Origin of the sequence: Lentzea aerocolonigenes, assembly GCF_000955955.1 — a bacterium.
In the GTDB taxonomy this organism is placed as follows: Bacteria; Actinomycetota; Actinomycetes; order Mycobacteriales; family Pseudonocardiaceae; genus Lentzea; species Lentzea aerocolonigenes_A.
In genome coordinates this window covers 1-17,244 of sequence record NZ_JYJG01000277.1, presented here as the reverse complement: position 1 = coordinate 17,244, position 17,244 = coordinate 1, and the positions used below count along the sequence as shown (strand labels likewise).

19 protein-coding genes are annotated in these 17,244 nt (G+C 68.5%); 10 read left to right on the top strand and 9 right to left on the bottom strand.

What is annotated here, in order from left to right:
* Positions 1–2: 2 nt before the first annotated feature.
* The 3 genes from UK23_RS32095 to UK23_RS32085 are packed head-to-tail and all read left to right on the top strand — an operon-like array spanning position 3 to position 3,686.
* Positions 3–1,037 (top strand): family 2 encapsulin nanocompartment cargo protein polyprenyl transferase, encoded by a 1,035-nt coding sequence (locus tag UK23_RS32095; protein WP_231114778.1) that lies wholly within the window; start codon positions 3–5, stop codon positions 1,035–1,037.
* A gap of 11 nt (positions 1,038–1,048) precedes the next feature.
* Positions 1,049–1,990 (top strand): 4-hydroxy-3-methylbut-2-enyl diphosphate reductase, encoded by a 942-nt coding sequence (gene ispH / locus UK23_RS32090; protein WP_045315450.1) that lies wholly within the window; start codon positions 1,049–1,051, stop codon positions 1,988–1,990.
* A complete protein-coding gene (locus tag UK23_RS32085) occupies positions 1,980–3,686 on the top strand; it encodes a 1-deoxy-D-xylulose-5-phosphate synthase (RefSeq protein WP_045315449.1) in 1,707 nt (568 codons plus the stop codon). Before ispH ends, UK23_RS32085 begins: the two co-directional genes overlap by 11 nt.
* Here UK23_RS32085 and UK23_RS32080 read toward each other — a convergent pair.
* Positions 3,649–4,746, bottom strand: coding sequence for an acyltransferase family protein (locus UK23_RS32080; RefSeq protein ID WP_082115136.1), 1,098 nt, complete (start codon positions 4,744–4,746; stop codon positions 3,649–3,651). The two genes, UK23_RS32085 and UK23_RS32080, sit on opposite strands and share 38 nt — an antisense overlap.
* 67 nt (positions 4,747–4,813) lie before the next feature.
* Entirely contained in the window at positions 4,814–5,935 is a 1,122-nt protein-coding gene (locus UK23_RS32075; RefSeq protein WP_231114777.1) for a citrate synthase, read from the bottom strand.
* A gap of 42 nt (positions 5,936–5,977) precedes the next feature.
* Here UK23_RS32075 and UK23_RS32070 point away from each other — a divergent pair, with 42 nt between their 5' ends.
* Positions 5,978–7,090 carry a citrate synthase/methylcitrate synthase gene (locus tag UK23_RS32070; protein WP_045315446.1) on the top strand — a complete coding sequence of 371 codons (1,113 nt, stop codon included), beginning with the start codon at positions 5,978–5,980 and terminating at the stop codon, positions 7,088–7,090.
* Here the strand turns inward: UK23_RS32070 and UK23_RS52040 are convergent.
* Positions 7,083–7,232: a hypothetical protein gene (locus UK23_RS52040; protein ID WP_156213524.1), complete on the bottom strand. Its 150-nt coding sequence runs from the start codon at positions 7,230–7,232 to the stop codon at positions 7,083–7,085. The two genes, UK23_RS32070 and UK23_RS52040, sit on opposite strands and share 8 nt — an antisense overlap.
* 70 nt (positions 7,233–7,302) lie before the next feature.
* Between UK23_RS52040 and UK23_RS32065 the strand changes: the two genes are divergently transcribed.
* Entirely contained in the window at positions 7,303–8,247 is a 945-nt protein-coding gene (locus UK23_RS32065) for a helix-turn-helix domain-containing protein (RefSeq protein WP_045315445.1), read from the top strand.
* Here the strand turns inward: UK23_RS32065 and UK23_RS32060 are convergent.
* Entirely contained in the window at positions 8,152–8,685 is a 534-nt protein-coding gene (locus UK23_RS32060; RefSeq protein ID WP_082115135.1) for a MarR family winged helix-turn-helix transcriptional regulator, read from the bottom strand. The two genes, UK23_RS32065 and UK23_RS32060, sit on opposite strands and share 96 nt — an antisense overlap.
* Before the next feature lie 94 nt (positions 8,686–8,779).
* On the opposite strand from UK23_RS32060, the gene UK23_RS32055 reads away from it, so the two are divergent.
* Positions 8,780–9,337, top strand: coding sequence for a YceI family protein (locus tag UK23_RS32055; RefSeq protein ID WP_045315444.1), 558 nt, complete (start codon positions 8,780–8,782; stop codon positions 9,335–9,337).
* Here UK23_RS32055 and UK23_RS32050 read toward each other — a convergent pair.
* Positions 9,324–10,127 carry a universal stress protein gene (locus tag UK23_RS32050; protein ID WP_045315443.1) on the bottom strand — a complete coding sequence of 268 codons (804 nt, stop codon included), beginning with the start codon at positions 10,125–10,127 and terminating at the stop codon, positions 9,324–9,326. The genes UK23_RS32055 and UK23_RS32050 overlap by 14 nt on opposite strands.
* An 84-nt stretch (positions 10,128–10,211) precedes the next feature.
* On the opposite strand from UK23_RS32050, the gene UK23_RS32045 reads away from it, so the two are divergent.
* Positions 10,212–10,862 (top strand): response regulator, encoded by a 651-nt coding sequence (locus tag UK23_RS32045; RefSeq protein ID WP_045315442.1) that lies wholly within the window; start codon positions 10,212–10,214, stop codon positions 10,860–10,862.
* A 93-nt stretch (positions 10,863–10,955) separates the two neighbouring features.
* On the opposite strand, the gene UK23_RS32040 is transcribed toward UK23_RS32045, so the two are convergent.
* A complete protein-coding gene (locus UK23_RS32040) occupies positions 10,956–12,521 on the bottom strand; it encodes a GAF domain-containing protein (protein ID WP_231114780.1) in 1,566 nt (521 codons plus the stop codon).
* Positions 12,522–12,693: 172 nt separating this feature from the next.
* On the opposite strand from UK23_RS32040, the gene UK23_RS32035 reads away from it, so the two are divergent.
* Positions 12,694–13,353, top strand: coding sequence for a hypothetical protein (locus UK23_RS32035; RefSeq protein ID WP_045315441.1), 660 nt, complete (start codon positions 12,694–12,696; stop codon positions 13,351–13,353).
* A gap of 83 nt (positions 13,354–13,436) precedes the next feature.
* Here the strand turns inward: UK23_RS32035 and UK23_RS32030 are convergent, their stop codons facing one another.
* From UK23_RS32030 to UK23_RS32020, 3 genes are all read right to left on the bottom strand, one after another.
* On the bottom strand, positions 13,437–14,111 hold the full coding sequence (locus tag UK23_RS32030; protein ID WP_231114776.1) for a family 16 glycoside hydrolase: 675 nt from the start codon (positions 14,109–14,111) through the stop codon (positions 13,437–13,439).
* Positions 14,112–14,237: 126 nt separating this feature from the next.
* Positions 14,238–15,395: a hypothetical protein gene (locus UK23_RS32025; protein ID WP_045315439.1), complete on the bottom strand. Its 1,158-nt coding sequence runs from the start codon at positions 15,393–15,395 to the stop codon at positions 14,238–14,240.
* A gap of 82 nt (positions 15,396–15,477) precedes the next feature.
* Positions 15,478–16,005 carry a CGNR zinc finger domain-containing protein gene (locus tag UK23_RS32020; protein ID WP_082115137.1) on the bottom strand — a complete coding sequence of 176 codons (528 nt, stop codon included), beginning with the start codon at positions 16,003–16,005 and terminating at the stop codon, positions 15,478–15,480.
* A gap of 118 nt (positions 16,006–16,123) precedes the next feature.
* Here UK23_RS32020 and UK23_RS32015 point away from each other — a divergent pair, with 118 nt between their 5' ends.
* Positions 16,124–16,558 carry a nuclear transport factor 2 family protein gene (locus UK23_RS32015; protein WP_045315438.1) on the top strand — a complete coding sequence of 145 codons (435 nt, stop codon included), beginning with the start codon at positions 16,124–16,126 and terminating at the stop codon, positions 16,556–16,558.
* Positions 16,559–16,562: 4 nt separating this feature from the next.
* Positions 16,563–17,243: an MOSC domain-containing protein gene (locus UK23_RS32010; RefSeq protein WP_045315437.1), complete on the top strand. Its 681-nt coding sequence runs from the start codon at positions 16,563–16,565 to the stop codon at positions 17,241–17,243.
* Position 17,244: the final 1 nt, after the last annotated feature.

Sequence of the window (17,244 nt, the reverse complement as noted above, 5' to 3'; positions counted from 1 at the left end):
AAGTGACCGAACCTCTCGCGGCGGGCAGACCCGCCGGCGAGGTGCTGGCGTGGAGCCGGGGGCTCGTCCTCCCGGCTCTGCGCAAGGCCGTCGAACAGCTGCCGCCGTCGATGCGCACGATCGCCGAGTACCACCACGGGTGGCGCGACGAGTACGGCAACCCGGTGCTGGAGAACGGCGGCAAGGCCATCCGTCCCGCGCTGGTGCTGCTGGCGGCCGAGGCTGTGGGCGGGTCCGCTGCTTCCGCCGTCCCGGCGGCGGTCGCGGTGGAGCTCATCCACAACTTCTCGCTGCTGCACGACGACGTGATGGACCGCGACACGACCCGCCGGCACCGGGCCACGGCCTGGACCGTGTTCGGCGTGAACGCGGCGATCCTGGCGGGCGACGCGTTGCAAGCGCTTGCGGTGGACGTCCTCGCGGCGTCCGGGCATCCGCGTGCGCTGGAGGCGATCCGGACGCTGGGCGACGCCACCGTGGAGTTGCTCGACGGTCAGGCGTTCGATCTCGACTTCGAGACGCGCTCGGACGTCGTGGTGTCCGAAGTGGAGCGGATGGCGCGTGGCAAGACCGGCGCTCTGCTCGGCGCGTCAACGGCCTTGGGCGCATTGTTCGGTGACGGCACCGACGAGCAGATCGAGGCCATGCGCGGCTACGGTGCCGAGCTCGGCCTGGCGTTCCAGCACGTGGACGACCTGCTCGGCATCTGGGGCGACCCGGCGGTCACCGGCAAGGCCGCGCACTCGGACCTGATGAGCCGCAAGAAGTCCCTGCCCGTCGTGCACGCGCTGACCGCTGGAATTCCCGGTTCCGCCGAGCTGGCGTCGTTGTACTCCGGCACGCAGGAGATGAACGCGGAAACGCTTGCGCGGGCGGCATCTCTGGTCGATCTGGCCGGTGGCCGGGCGTGGAGCCAGACGCAGGCCGACGAGCTGCACACGCAGGCACTGGTCCATCTCGGCGAGGCCTCTCCCACCGCACGTGCGGCCGTGGAGCTGGGGACCTTGGCTCAACTGGTCACCCACCGAGACCACTGAAAGGTCACCAGATGACGGAACACCCGCCGCGCTCGGTGCTGCTCGCGTCACCCCGGTCGTTCTGCGCCGGGGTCGAGCGTGCCATCGAGATCGTGGAACGACTTCTCGACCAGCGCGGCGGCCCCGTCTACGTGCGCAAGCAGATCGTGCACAACGTCCACGTCGTGCGCTCGTTGGAGGCTCGGGGCGCGGTGTTCGTGGAGGAGCTCTCCGAGGTGCCATTTGGTGCTACAGCGGTGTTCTCCGCGCACGGCGTCTCCCCAGCTGTGCGTGCCGAGGCGGTTTCGCGGTCGCTCGACGTGCTGGACGCGACCTGTCCGCTCGTGACGAAGGTGCACTCCGAGGCCCGGCGGTTCGCCGAGCGCGGGGACACGATCGTGTTGATCGGGCACGCCGGACATGAGGAAGTCGAAGGGACGCTTGGAGAAGCGCCCGACCAGATGGTGCTGGTGGAGACGGTCGAGGACGTCCTCGCGCTGGACATCACCGGACCGGTCTCGTATCTGACGCAGACGACGTTGGCGGTGGACGAGACGGCCGAGGTGGTCGAGGCGCTGCAGCGGAAGTTCCCGCAGCTGCGCGGACCCGGCTCCGACGACATCTGTTACGCGACGACGAACCGGCAGATCGCGATCCGGGACGTGGCCGCGCAGTCGGACCTGGTGCTGGTGGTGGGCTCGAAGAACTCGTCCAACTCGGTGCGGATGGTGGAGCTCGCGGCTCGTGGCGGCACTCCGGCCTACCTGATCGACGACGCCTCGGAGATCGATCCGGCGTGGCTGACCGGGGTCGGGTCCGTGGGTCTGTCGGCGGGTGCGTCGGCTCCGCCCGAGCTGGTGGACGAGGTGGTGTCGGCGTTGCGGGCCTTGGGACCGGTTTCCGTTTCCACGCACACGACCGCCACCGAGACCATCGCCTTCACGTTGCCGCTGGCGGTGCGTCGTGCTGGCTGACATCACCTCGCCCGCGGACGTCCGGGCGCTGCCTTCTGCTTCGCTGGGTCCGCTGGCCTCCGAGATCCGGTCGTTCCTGATCTCCAAGGTGCACCGGACCGGCGGGCATCTCGGCCCGAACCTCGGTGCCGTCGAGCTGACCATCGCCGTGCACCGGGTGTTCTCCTCTCCTGTCGACGTGGTGCTGTTCGACACCGGGCACCAGTCGTACGTGCACAAGATGCTGACCGGGCGTTGCACCGAGTTCGACTCCTTGCGGCAGGCTGGTGGCCTGTCCGGCTATCCGTCCGCGGCCGAGTCGGCGCACGACGTGATCGAGAACTCGCACGCGTCGACCGCACTGTCCTATGCGGACGGTCTGGCCAAGGCGTTCGAGCTGGCCGGTACCGACCGCCGAGTCGTTGCCATCGTGGGCGATGGCGCGCTGACCGGCGGGATGTGCTGGGAGGCGCTGAACAACATCGGCGGCGCGTCTCGTCCTGTTGTCGTGCTGCTGAACGACAACGGCCGCTCCTACGACCCGACTGCCGGTGGGTTCGCGGCTTCCTTGCTGGCAGGCAGGGCTCGCGGCCTGTTCGAGGCTCTGGGTCTTGCCTACATCGGCGAGGTCGACGGTCACGACGTGCACGCCGTCGAGAACGCTCTTTGGGAGGCCAAGGCTCTCGGCCGGCCGGTGGTGGTGCACTGCAAGACCGTGAAGGGCAAGGGGTACGAGGCCGCGGAGACCGAGGAGTCCGATCGCATGCACGCGGTCGGCGCCACCGGTTCGCCCGGCGGCCGGACCTGGACCGACGCGTTCGCCGACGAGATCGTGGAGATCGGTGCCGCGCGTCCTGACGTCGTCTGCCTGACCGCCGCGATGCTGGAACCGGTGGGGCTGCGGCCGTTCTCGCTTCGGTTCCCGGCGCGTGTCTTCGACGTGGGGATCGCCGAGCAGCACGCCGTGACGTCCGCCGCCGGCCTGGCGATGGGCGGGTTGCACCCGGTGGTCGCCATCTACGCGACCTTCCTGTCACGTGCCTTCGACCAGTTGCTGATGGACGTGGCGCTGCACCGGTTACCGGTGACGTTCGTGCTGGACCGGGCCGGCGTCACCGGCCCGGACGGCGCCTCGCACCACGGCGTGTGGGACGCGTCCGTGCTGCCCGTCGTGCCCGGTCTGCGCTTGGCGGCTCCGCGCGATCCCGCCTCCCTGGCTGAACTGCTGCGCGAGGCGGTAGACGTGTCCGACGGCCCGACCGTCGTGCGCTATCCGAAAGCCGCCGTGGGCCCGGACGTGCCCGCGGTGCGGCGGGTGAGCCATTTCGACGTGCTGCGCGAGGTTCCGGACGCCGAGGTGCTGCTCGTCGCGGTGGGTCCTCTCGCCGGTCCATGTCTGGCAGCAGCCGAGGAGCTTGCGTCACATGACGTGCGGGTGAGCGTCGTCGACCCGCGCTGGACCGCTCCCCTGGACCCGCACCTGGTCAAGTACAGCGGCCGGCACAAGCTCGTCCTGGCCGTCGAGGACACCACGTCGACCGGTGCTCTGGGCGCACGACTGGGTCAAGCTCTGGCCGGGTCGTCGACGTACGTGGCTGCTTTCGCTCTGCCGCCGCGGTTTCTGCCACACGACTCGCGCGCACGCATCCTGCGTGCACACGGCCTGGACGCGGCGGGCATCACGACGAGCGTGCTGAAGCGCCTCGGCGTGAAGTGACGTACCAGCCGATCGCGAAAGACACCGCGATCGCACCGGCTCCGACAACCGGCGCTTTGATCTCAGCCGGCAGGTCGAGCGGGCGCATCGCCGTGGCAAGACTCAGCAAGATCGGCCCCTGCACGACGAACGCGACGTAGGCGGACCGCGCCAGCCCCTCGGTGAAGGGACCCTGGCCGGTCAACCTTCGTTGCGCCAGCCCGATCAGCCACAAACTGCCCGCCACCACCAGGATTCCTTCGACCAGCGCGAGTGCGAGTGCCTGCCACGTCCAGCCGCCGAGGAACGGCCCGGTGTTCTCCGCCAGATCCAGCACGCCCAGAAACGCCGCCGCGACGGGAAGAACGACGATCGTCGCGATGACGACGTTGCGGCACATCCGATAGATCTCGTCCGGCACCCGTTCCGCGAGCTTCCGGCCGCCGATCGCGCCGAGCAGGAACATGCCGAGGCACTGCGGCCACCACCACAGGTGCAGGTCGCCGACCTGCCCGCTCCTCGCCGGGAACAGCAGCCTGGTCAGGAACGTCGTGCCCGCGACGAGCATCGTCATGCCCAGCACCGTCGTCGGCGTGATCGTGCGTTCCTTGACGGGCGGCGCCAGGGCGACCGCGATGCTGAAGATCAGCAGCACGCCCACGAACCACAGCGAACCGCTGTCCAGGAACGGGTCGCGGTGCGTGAACGCGTGCCACCAGCTGACCGGTCGGCCTGCACCGTTGTACGCGATCCAGACGAACGTGGGCCACACGACCAGCGCCGTGACCACCCACGGCGTGCCAAGCCGCACGAGCCGCTCGGCGATGAACCTCCTGGCGCCTTTGCGCTCGATCGAGCCGGGCGTGAAGATCCCGGCCATGAAGTAGAACGTGCCCATGAAGAACAACCCGGACGGCCCGATCAGCGCGGCCAGCACCGTCTCCACGCCGGGGTGGAACGTGACCTCGTTGACCTCGTCGTACGGCCAGCCCCCGATCGCGGCGTAGCCCAGCAGCGCGTGGCCGCCGATGACCCACGCCACGAGGATCACCTTCAGGTTGTCCACAGCGGACAATCTCACGCTGCCATGGTCCGCTTCCTGATGCGTTCATGCCACCGCCGACATGGCCGAGATGTGCGGGATCGCGCTACGGGCGGTCGCCCATGTACACACCCAGCGCGCGGAACCGCAGACCCGGCTCGGCGTACTCCTCCATCGCGTGCGCGATCCAGCCGACGATGCGGGCGATCGCGAAGATCGCCTCACCCGCGTCGGGGGCCATCTCGAACATCACGCCGAGCTGGGCCAGAGCCAGGTCGACGTTCGGGAACGTCTGCTGCTGGGCGGCGATCACCTTGTCCGCCACCAGTTCGCCGTGGCTGCGCAGGACGGCGAACAGGTGGTCGGCTCGGGGGTCGCAGCGCTGGTAGACGTAGTGGCCGAAGCCCGGGATCGCCTGCCCTGCGCGCAGGTGTTCGGCGATGGCGCCCATCGGGTCGGCTTTCGCCTGCTGCAGGAAGCGGTGGGCGAGGGTGCTCGCGGTGCCGTGCTTCTGGCCTTCCAGCGCACCGAGGCCCGCTGACACCACGGCGTACGGGTGGGCGCGGGCGGAGGCGGCCACGCGGGCGGCCATGGTCGAGATGGCCAGGTCGTGGTCGGCCAGCAGGACGAGCACGGTGTTCAGCAGGTCGGGCTGTGCCGGCGCCGGGGAGAGGCGGGCCCACAGGCGGTCGGCGATGTCGGTGCCCTGCGGGCGTTGCTGCAGTGGCAGGGACTCGACCACGTCCGCGATGAGGGCCTTGGCCGTCGTGACGGCGCGGGAGAGGTCGAAGCGGAGCGGGTCGCCCGCGCCGGCGAGGGCCACGGCTACCCGGACGCGGTCGGTGAGCGTGGCGCTCTCGGGGAGGGCCATCCAGATCTCCTGGCCCTCGGGGAACTGCATGCCGACCGAGTCGATCTCGGTCCACAGCCAGTGGGCCACGTCCTCGAAGCGCTTGGTGCTCGAGAGCTCCGGGACGGACCTGCCGCGAAAGTAGAGGCGGTCGTTCTCCAGGAGCGAGATGCGGGTGCGGATGCGATCGGTCACAGCCGCCACTGCTCCGCGCGCACCAGTGCGTTGCGCCAGGGTCTCCACCTCGGCGACGTCGAACATGCTCTGCCGGTTGACCTTCTTGCTGGTCAGGAGGCCGCGACTGACATAGGCGTACACAGTCGCCGGTTTGACGCCCAGGCGGCGGGCAGCTTGATTCGTCGTCAACATTGATTCCATCAACATTGACTGTACATGACATGTTGACGGAGCCTGTTGTACATGTTGATTGATGCACCCAAAGGGCTTAAAGACGTCGTCGTCACCACGACCCTGATCGGGGACGTGAACGGGGCTGCGGGCTACTACCACTACCGCGAGCACGACGCGATCGAACTGGCCAGGACCCGGACGTTCGAGGACGTCTGGTTCCTCTTCGTCGAGGGCCGATTGCCGGACGAGGACGAGTCCGCGCTGTTCAAGACCCAAACAGCGCAGCTCAGGGACCTGCCGAAGACCATCAGCGAGGTGCTGCCGGCGATCGCCAGGTCAGGCTGCACGGCATTGGCGGGGCTCAGGACCGCGCTGTCGATGCTGCCCAGCCAGCCGATGTGGGACGCGCCGATGAGCAGCAGGAAGGCGGACGCGCTGAAGGTCAGCGCGATGACGCCGACGATCCTGGCGGCACTGCACAGGCTCAAGCTCGGACTTGATCCGGTCAACCCCAGGGTTGATTTTTCAACGTCGGCGAACTGGTTGTACATGTTGACTGGACTGGAGCCGTCAACATGGACGAGCCGGGCAGTCGAGCAGTACTTGATCGCCACGATCGACCACGGCTTCAACGCGTCGACGTTCACCGCGCGCGTGGTCGCGTCGGCGGGTGCGGATGTCGTGTCAGCCGTGACGGCGGCCATCGGGACGTTCTCGGGGCCTCTGCACGGAGGCGCGCCGGACCGGGCGCTGGAAGCGCTGGACCTAATCGGGTCGCCGGACAACATCGACGCGTGGGTCCGTGAACGGATCGAGCAGGGCGACCGGATCATGGGCTTCGGTCACGCCGTCTACAAGACCGAGGACCCGCGGGCACGTCTGCTCAAGGAGATCGCCCAACAGCACCCCACCGAACTGACCGACTTCGCGGTCACCGTGGAGCGCCGGGTCACCGAGTTGCTGGAGGAGCTGAAGCCTGGCCGCCAGCTGTACGCGAACGTGGAGTTCTACGCGGGCGTGGTGATGGAGCTGTGCGGGATCCCGCGCGAGATGTTCACGCCGACGTTCGCGTGCAGCCGGGTGATCGGGTGGTGTGCCAACGCGCTCGAACAGTCCGAGGACACGAAGATCATCCGCCCGGTCGCCCGGTACACGGGGCCGGAACCTCACATCGTCAGGTGATGGACCGGAGTTCGTTGCGCACGCGGATGCGGTCGCGGTCGGTGACGTCGGACGAGCCGGCCAGACCGGCGGTGCGGTCGCGGTGCTTGTCGAGCCAGACGGAGATACCTGCCAGAACGAGGACGATCGCTGCAAGAGTCATGTCTAAAGTTTGCGGCCGCCAATATCCCGCCAACAGTGGCAGATCTGACGATGCGCGTTAAAATCCTGCCATGCTGCGATCGGTGGCGGTTCCGCTCATCGACGGCGTCGCGCCGTTCGAGTTCGGCCTGCTCTGCGAGGTGTTCGGCGTCGACCGAACCGAGGAGGGCGTGCCCCTGATCGACTTCCGCGTGTGCGGTGAACTCCCCCACCAGGCGGTGCCGACGAGCATTCCGGGCGTCAGCATCACGCCGGAGCACGGGTTCGACGCACTGCTGGACGCCGATCTGGTCGCCCTCCCGGCGGCGCGGATCCGGGACGTCTACCCGGAGAAGCTGCTCAAGACCATCAAGGAGACCGGCGCGACGCTGCTCAGCGTCTGCAACGGCGCGTTCATCCTGGGCGAGGCGGGCCTGCTGGACGACCGCCGTTGCACGACCCACTGGCGCGAGACGAGGGAGTTCACGTCCAGGTTCCCCAAGGCACACCTGGATCCGGACGTGCTGTTCGTGGACGACGGCGACATCATCACCAGCGCCGGCACGGCCGCGGGCATCGACGCCTGCCTGCACCTCGTCCGCCGCGAGCTCGGCACCAAGATCGCCAACATCATCGCGCGCCGGATGGTCGTCGCGCCGCAGCGGGACGGCGGTCAGCGGCAGTTCGTGGAGCTCCCGATCCCCGAGTGCAGCTCGGACAGCCTCGAGCCGGTGCTGGAACAGGTGCTCGACACGATCGCGGACAACCACACGGTGGCGTCCATGGCGAAGCTCGCGGTCATGTCCGAGCGGACGTTCGCGCGCCGGTTCGCCGCGGAGACCGGCACCACCCCGAACAAGTGGCTTTCACTCCAACGAGTGCTTCACGCACGCAGACTGCTCGAAGAGACCGACCTGGACGTCGACGCGGTCGCCGCCAGGTCAGGCTTCGGGACAGCCGCTCTCCTCCGCCACCACTTCCATCGGGTCGTCGGCGTCGCACCGAGCGACTACCGACGCACATTCGCCTGTCGTTAGGCGGGTGAAGATCTTCTCCGAGATCTCGCGCAACGCCTCGACCTCGGCGTCGGAGAGCTGGTCGAACACCAGCGCGCGCACGGTCTCGGCATGAGACGGCGCGGCCTCCTCGATCGCGGACCGGCCCTGCTCCGTCAGCACGACGAACGACCCGCGCCCGTCGCTGCCGCAGTTCTCCCTGCGCACCAGCCCACGCTTCTCCATCCGGGCGACGTGGTGTGAGATGCGACTCTTCTCCCAGTTCAGCAACCGGGCGAGCTCCAGCACGCGCACCCGTCCGTCGACGGTGTCGGTGAGCTGCACCAGCACGGCGAAGTCGGCCATCGAGATCTCCGAGTCGACCGAGATCTGCCTGCTCAGGTGCGCATTCAGTTCCCCCTGCATGCGGACGTACGCACGCCACGCCCGCTGCTGATCGGGTTCAAGCCATCTTGTCACCTGCTCAGCATACGGGAATAGTTGACACATCATCCACGTTCCGGCAAGGTGGATGACACATCAACCGAATCGCGCAACCGAAGGACTGACCACCATGACCACCGCCACCAACCTCTCCGAACTGACCGGCGACTACGTCATCGACGGCTCGCACTCCCGCATCGGCTTCGTCGCTCGCCACGCGATGGTCACCAAGGTTCGCGGTGCGTTCAACGAGTTCGACGGCAAGATCTCGATCGACGGTGACAAGCCGGAGAACACCACCGCGCAGGTGACCCTGAAGGTCGCGAGCATCGACACCCGCAACGCGCAGCGCGACGGTCACCTGACCACCAACGACTTCCTCGACGTCGAGAACCACCCGGAGATCACCTTCGTCTCGACCTCCGCGAAGCAGGTCGACGAGGACAACTTCGAGATCACCGGTGACCTGACGATCAAGGGCATCACCAGGAGCATCACCATCCCGTTCGCCTTCGAGGGCGTCGCCGTCGACCCGTACGGCCAGACCCGCGTGGGCTTCGAGGGCTCGCACACCATCAACCGCAAGGACTACGGCGTCACCTGGAACGCCGCCCTCGAGACCGGTGGCGTGCTGGTGAGCGAGAAGGTCGTCCTCGAGTTCGAGATCTCCGCGGTCAAGCAGGCCTGACGACGGCCAGCGGGCACGGGGCGTGGTAGATCAGGGCCTGCGAGGTAGACCCGAGCAGCATCCCGGCGAATCCGCCACGCCCCCGCGACCCCACCACGACCAGCCCAGCCCTCTCCCCCAGCTCCAACAGCAACGGGATCGGCCGCTCCCCGACAACCATCTGTTCCACCGCGACGTCCGGGTACTTCTCCAGCCACCCGGACATTCGCGTGTTCAGGAGCGACGACTGCTCGTCGACGTGGGCCATCGCGGCCACCAGCGGCACGTCCATCGCCGCCGCTTCCTCGAACGCGAAGCCGATGGCCGGGTCCGACTCAGGCGAGAGGTCGACACCCACCACCACGGGCCCCTGATGCTCGTTGCCACGCACCACCACCACGGGACACTCACCGTGCTGTGAGAGCGCCACCGCCGTCGAGCCCACCAACGCCCCGGTGAAGCCACCCAGCCCGTGCGACCCCACCACGACTTCCCGCGCGCGTGACGACTCCGCGAGCAACACGGGCGTGGGGTGTTCCATTCGCAGGTCGTACTCCACGGTCACATCAGGTGCTTCCGACCGTGCGACGGCAACGGCCTGAGAAAGCCACATCCGCCCTTGGTCGTACATGGCGGACCGCAGCTCACGGGCCGATGAAATGACCTCGGGGTAACCGCGCGTCGGCAGCGTGTACGCGTGCACCAACCGCAACGGCGCGTCGTGCAGCGCACACTCGCGAGCGGCCCACGCCACGGCAGCCAGCGCGGAAGAGGATCCGTCGACTCCGACGACAACGGGAAGACCGCTCATGATCTCAAACTAGGCCCGAACGATGTAGCGAGCCGCGTGCCGATGGTCCCCTCATCGCAGGGACTTTGGGCTACCGTGACGTGAATGGTGACGCGCGTCTTCCTCGTCGACGACCACGAAATCGTCCGCCGCGGCATCGCGGACCTGCTCGGCGAGGAGTCCGATCTCGAAGTGGTCGGTGACGCCGCGTCGGTCGCGGAGGCGCTGGCCAAGGTGCCCGGCGCGGAGGCCGACGTGGCGGTGCTCGACATCAGGCTCCCCGACGGCAACGGCATCGAGCTGTGCCGCGAGCTGCGCAGCCGCATCCCGGGCCTGCAGTGCCTGATGCTGACGAGCTTCGCGGACGACGAGGCCCTGTTCGACGCGATCATGGCGGGCGCCTCCGGCTTCGTCCTGAAGCAGATCCTGGGCGCCGACCTGGTCAACGCCGTCCGCACGGTCGCCGCCGGCCAGTCGCTGCTGGATGCCCGCACAACCTCCGCCCTGCTCAACCGGATCCGCCGCGAACGCGAGGAGGGCGACCCGCTGCGCATGCTCAGCGAGCAGGAGCGCACGGTGCTCGACCTGATCGGCGAGGGCCTGACGAACCGGCAGATCGCGGAGCGGATGTTCCTCGCGGAGAAGACCGTGAAGAACTACGTCTCGCACCTGCTGGCGAAGCTCGGCATGCAGCGCCGCACGCAGGCCGCCGTGTTCGCGTCGCAGTTCCGCAAGGACGGCGACAAGCCCCGCTAGTCCGTTCGCGCGAACCGGTCTCGTCGCAGTTCACGCTGCGGCCGCTTCGACGGCCCTCATGTCCATGGACCCCACGGTGAGGCAGCTGGCTGCCTACGTGAGCGGGACCCTCCACACCACGCAGGCGCCGCCGCCCTCGGTCGCACGAACCGCGAGCGTGCCACCGAACTTCGCGGCACGGCTCGCCAGGTTGCGCAAGCCACTGCGCGATGCCTCGGCCGGGATGCCGACTCCGTTGTCCTGCACGGTGATCACGACGTCCTCGCCGGCGTCGATGAGCACGGTCAGTTCGGTGGCGGAGGCGTGCCGGACGGCGTTCGTGACGGCCTCGCGCACGACGGCCTCGACGTGTTCGGCGAGTTCGGGCGGCACCGAGTTGTCGACGGTGCCGGACATGCGCACGGCCGGCGAGAGGTGCGTGGCCTCGGTCAGGCCCGCCACCAGGTCCAGGAGCCGGCGGCGCAGCGAGGTGTTGTCGGTCGAGTGCAGGTCGAAGATCGAGGTGCGGATCTCGCGCACGGTCTCGTCGAGCTGTTCCACGGCGGTCTGCAGGCGGGCGGCGACCTCGGGCTCGGTGATGCGGCGCATGGTGGCCTGCAGGGTCAGGCCGGTGACGAAGAGCCGTTGGATGACGTGGTCGTGCAGGTCGCGGGCGATGCGGTCGCGATCCTCCAGCACGTCCAGCAACCGCTGCGAGCGTTGCTGCTCGGCGAACTCCAGCGCGACTGCCGCCTGGTCCGCGAACGAGGCCAGCATCGGCACCTGGTCCGGCAGGAAGCGCGTCTCGCCGCCGCGCCTGAGCACCACCAGCGCGCCCGTGACACCTGAACCGGACCTCAGCGGCACGGCCAGCGCCGGCCCGAACGCCGAGCCCAGGTCGTCCACCAGCAGTGGGACGCCGGAGCGGATCACCTCGTCGACCGCGTACTCGGCGGCGTCGAAGTCGTCGATCTTCATGCCCGCGCTCGCGGCCACGGCCACCGGGGTGTCGTCGCCGTCGCCGAGCACCACCAGAGCTGAGTCCGCGCCGGCCAGCTCGACGGTGCGCTGGGTGATCAGGCGCAGCGCGTACTCGCCGGACGCTCCGCCCAGCAGCTCGGAGTTGACCTCGCCGATCGCCTCCAGCCAGCGTTCGCGCATCCGGGAGCGCTCGAACAGCCTGGCGTTCTCGATCGCGATGCCGGCGGCCGCGGCCAGCGCCTGCAGCACGGCTTCGTCGTCCGCGGTGAACTCGGCGGCGTCGATCTTCTCGGTCATGTAGAGGTTGCCGAACACCTCGTCGCGCACGCGTACGGGCACGCCCAGGAAGCTGTGCATCGGCGGGTGGTTCGGCGGGAAGCCGACGGACATGTCGTGCTGACTGAGGTCGAGCAACCGCAGCGGGGTCGGGTCCTTGATCAGCAGCCCGAGCAGGCCCTTGCCCTCCGGCAGGTGGCCCATCGTCGCGCGTGTCTCGGCATCCACCCCGACGTGGACGAACTCGGCCAGGTCGTCACGTGTGCCGAGCACCCCGAGCGCGCCGTAGCGGGCACCCACGAGGTCCACGGCGGCCTGGACGATGCGCAGCAGCGTGGATTGCAGCTCCAGGCCCGAGGCCACCGCGAGGACCGCGCCCAGCAGCTCCTGCATGTGGTCGCGCGTGGTCACGATCTCGTCCATGCGATCACGGACCTCGTCGAGCAGTTCGTCGAGGCCTCTGCGATCGGGCAGGTCGGACACACCGATCAGGTTCGCACATTTCTGTCCGGTCTCGCTCGGCCATCGGTCGGCCCTACCAAGAAAGGACCTTCGACCGTGGCCTTCTAACGGCCCCCGGCCGGAGAGTGTGAGCATGACGATCGCCGTGCCCGACTCACTCGGACTCGCGGGTGAGGACGTGCGCAGCATCCTTGCGCTCGCGAGAGCCGCCGCACCCGGCGTGCGCTTCGAGGTGCGTCCCGAGCAGATCGAGCTGCACACCACCAGCCCGCACACCAGGGAGACGCGGCTCGCCTGCGGTACCGCGCTGCTCAACGTCCGGCTGGCGTTGCAGGGTCACGGCATCCGTCCACTCGTGACGCTCCTGCCCGGCCCGAGCGCCCACGACGCAGCAGCGGCCGTGCGGCTCGGCGGTTATCAGGAGCCGAGTCCGGACGTGCTGGCGCTGCTGCGCACTCTGCACACTCAGACCTCGAACCGTCGCACGTGGACGACGTTCCCGGAACTGGCTTCGTGGCGCGGGTTGCTGTCGCGGGCGGCCGAAGTGGAACGCGCGTGGCTGCACGTGAAGAACGGCGCCGAGCTGGTGCTGTGCACGTTCAACCAAGGGGCCGCGGCGGAAATCCGTGCGGGACAGGCGATGCAGCGCGTGGTGCTGACCGCGGGGACGGTCGGCATCGCGGTGCACCCGTCCATGGACCCGATCAGCCTGTCCGCGTTGCGCGCGGACCTGCGCCCGTGCCTCGGCAACACGCTGGTGCCGCAGATGGTCCTGCGGCTGGGCGCGGGCTAGACCGTAGCCCGTCCCGCGGCGCGCGGGGGTCATGTCGACTCGCGGCGTGGGACGGGCACGGTTCCCTCTACCCAGAGGCCCAACTATGTGGTGATGAACTTCGTCGGGTCCGCGACCGGCGACTCGACCACGAGGTCCTTGTACTCGTCCTCGATGCCCTTGTTGTGGATCTGGATGGCGAGCGGCGCCTCACGGCCGGCGGGTTCCTTCTTGTCCTCGAACTTCAGGACTTCCGTCGCCTTGCACTTCGTGGCGCCCTCGGGCAACGGGCAGCACGCCATCCGCGCGATTCCGGTGTCACCGTTGGCGAGGATCTCGCACTGCGCCCACTTCTTCACGTCCCAGCTGGGGTGCGGGTACTTGGTGAAGAGCTTGCCGCCGCCGTTGTTGTGGCCCGGCCGGTAGTCCCACGCGCCGCCGTTCGGTGGCTGGAACTGGATCGCGCCCAGCCCGTTCAGCGCAGGTGTCTGGATCTTGCCCCAGATCAGCACGGTCGGCTTGTGGTCACCGGAGACCTGGCGCAGCTTGAAGATCCAGCGGAAGCTCTTGTACTGCGTCTTGTTGTAGTAGATCCAGCCGCGCGGCGCGGTCTTCTGACTGTGGATCGCGCCGCCCTTGACGACGAACGAGTCCTTCGCGTTGGCGGTCCAGCCGTCGAGCGTCTTGCCGTCGAAGATGGGCACCAGCACGGGATCCGCGGCCTGCGCCGGCGTCGTTCCCGCGACGAGCGCCAGCACGAAGGCAGCGACTATCCACAATGGACGACGAAACATTTGTTACCGTCCTCGGCTCCGAGGTTTTTCGGCAGCGACGGTGCAACCCACGGTAGAACCGAGTCATCGGAGCAGTCAACGGAAACGCGTGTTTCTGAAAACGGACAAACTCTATCGGGCGAGCACCGCCCTCCAGAGCAGCCGGGCGAGTTCCGGGTGGCAGATGTCGTTGTGAGCACCCGCGATCCCGTCGATGCGGCGGATCACCGAGGTGCAGTCGACGTTGTGCACCTGACCGCGCGACAGCTCACCAGGAGATCCGATGTTGTGGCCGTGCGCGTAGGTGCCTTGAACGCCGTGCGAGCCCAGGCCGCCGTACTTCGGGTACTCGTCGAGGTCGACCTGGCGGCCCGACCGCGCGGCCAGCGGGTAGAACTTGCCGATGGCGTAGTCGTGCGTCGAGGTGGTGACGATGATCGGGCCCGGCACCCGGCCGAGCACGCCGCGGAAGTAGCCGGAGCCGGGTTCACCGGGCAGCCGTTCCGCGAACGACCACAGCGACATCGCGCCCTGCATCAACGTCAGCGTCGCGGCGGGCACGACGTTCGCCATCGCGGTGGCGGTGATGCAGCCGAAGCTGTGGCCCATCAGGTGGATCCGCGCGGACGGTGCGGCCTGGGCGACCTCACGGGCGATGCGGGCGGCGCCGCTCTCGCCGAACACCTTGGCGCGTCGCTTCATCTTCCAGAACGTCAGGATCCGCAACGGTGACAGGATCCCGCCCAGCGCCGGATCCTCCAGGCACGCCCGGTAGAGCTGCTCGGCGTCGAACGGCATGCCGTCCTCGCCCGGCAGGTCCGGGACCGAGCTCTCCAGGTAGTCGTAGGCCTGTTTCACCGCGGTCGACATCCGGCACGGGTGCTGCCGCGCGGCTTCGACGATCGTGCGCACCGCGGCGACACGGCCCGCTCCCCCGCCGAGCCTTGCGGCCTGGGCCTTGATGAACTCGTCCGACCGCACGTCCTCGTCGCCCCACGCCTTGGAAGGCCAGTGCAGGCCGACGAGCAACGACTTGAAGCCGCCGGGAAGCCGGTGCGCCGCTTCACGTTCGGCGCGGCAGTCGGCCATGGTCTTGACCCACTGCCCGTACTGCTGCCGGGCGGCGGGCACGTCGCCGTTCCACCCGTGGATGAAGAAGAACACGTCGGTGACGTCGCGGCGGGCGTCGTACAAGACGTCCGCGCTCTCGCGCCCCCGCTCGTTGCCGGTCTCGTCGAAGCAGACGAGGTGATAGCTGATGTCGTGGCCTGGCACGGATTCTCGGGACATCGCGGGATCACCACCACACAAAAGCGCGCCCTACTGTTCTCCGGTTATCGGATCTCGGGCGGCTCTTGGTTAGCCCTGGCGATCAGGAAAACCCGTTCGGACCAGGGGATTCACCCCGATTGCGCCGGTAGTGGCGGGCCGCGCGGACCCTGTTGCCACATGATGGCGAGCACCATTCGCGGCGCGGGTGGTCCTTCACGAAGTAGAGCACGCAGCCCGGCGCATAACAGGCGCGCAACAGAACGCGGTTCTCACCGGTGAACAGCTCGACTGCCTCCACTGCGATCGACGCGCGCTCCCGATCCGGGATCGAACCCTCACTTTCGTTGCCCCGCAACAGTTCCCCGTCGCGCACGGTCAGTTGCGGCCACTGCCGCGCGCTTCTCGCCGCACGGTTGACCTCAGCCACCGCGCGGTGGAGGTCACGGTCCTGCGCGACCGCACGCGTGTCCTCGGTGAGCACGCCGGCGAGGTCCCGCAACGCCTGCCGCAGCGCGCGGAACGCGTCGAGATCGGCCTGGTCCGCCGGCACGCCCAGGAAGTCGCGAAGCCCACCGACCGTGGTCAGGTCGTCGTGCACCTGCGACCGATTGGCCCAGATGGTGTTCATCAGCAGGACCGGACGGGGCTCGTCGGGCGTCAGCACGTCTAACGGTAACACAGGCTTGCATCCGTTAGAGTCACGTTCTAACGTTTGCAGCGTCGCCCAACCGTTGGAAGGACCTCTCGTGAACCTCGTGCCCCCGTTCGACGCCGACACGGCCCGCCTGAAGGTGCGGGCCGCCCAGGACGCCTGGAACACTCGCGACCCGCAGCGCGTCGCCGGCGCCTACACCCCGGATTCGGTGTGGCGCAACAGGTCCGAGTTCGTCCGCGGGACCGATGAGATCGTGGCGTTCCTGACGAAGAAGTGGGAGCGGGAGCACGAGTACGTGTTGCGCAAGTCGTTGTGGGCCTTCGGTTCCGACCGGATCGCCGTGCGCTTCCAGTACGAGTGGCACGACGACGAGGGCCAGTGGTGGCGCAGCTACGGCAACGAGAACTGGGAGTTCGCGCCGTCCGGCCTGATGTCGCGGCGTGAAGCGAGCATCAACGACGTGCGGATCGCCGAAACCGACCGCCGCATCGACCCCGAGTCGACCTACGAGATCCCGACGGAGTGAGACGGTGCACGTCGAAGCGTTGTGGCGCTACCCGGTGAAGTCGCTCGGCGGCGAACCACTCCTGCAGGCCGAGTTCACGAGTGACGGCGTGGCGGGCGACCGGCTCGTGCACGTCCAGGGCCCGCGCGGGGTGCTGACCGGACGCACCCGGTACGGCCTGCTCACCATCCCGGCGACCACCGGCCCGGACGGCCCGTTGGTGGACGGACATCCTTGGGACAGCTGGAAAGCCCACGAGCTGGTGCTGCCGTTCGGCGGCCGGCTCACCCGCCACACCGGGCCGGAGCGCTTCGACGTGCTCAACGTCCTCGTGGCCACGGACGGTCAGGTCGCGGCGGCGGGACTCGACGTCCGGCGGCTGCGGCCCAACATCCTCGTCGGCGGCGTGGAGGCGGGCGAAGAGGACACCTGGCCCGGCCACGCGCTGGTGATCGGTGACGTCGTGATCGGGATGTACAGCAAGCGCGCCCGGTGCGTGGTCACGACGATCGACCCGGACACCGGCGCGCAGGACCTCGACGTGCACCGGCGGATCCGGCACGAGTTCGGCGGCGAGCTGTGCCTGGACAGCTGGGTGATCCAGCCGGGCACGGTCAGCGTCGGCGACACCGTGGAGGTGGTGCCGACCGACGAGCTGCCCGACCACGTGGGCGGGTGGATCGTCGGCCGGCCTTACGCGATCTAGG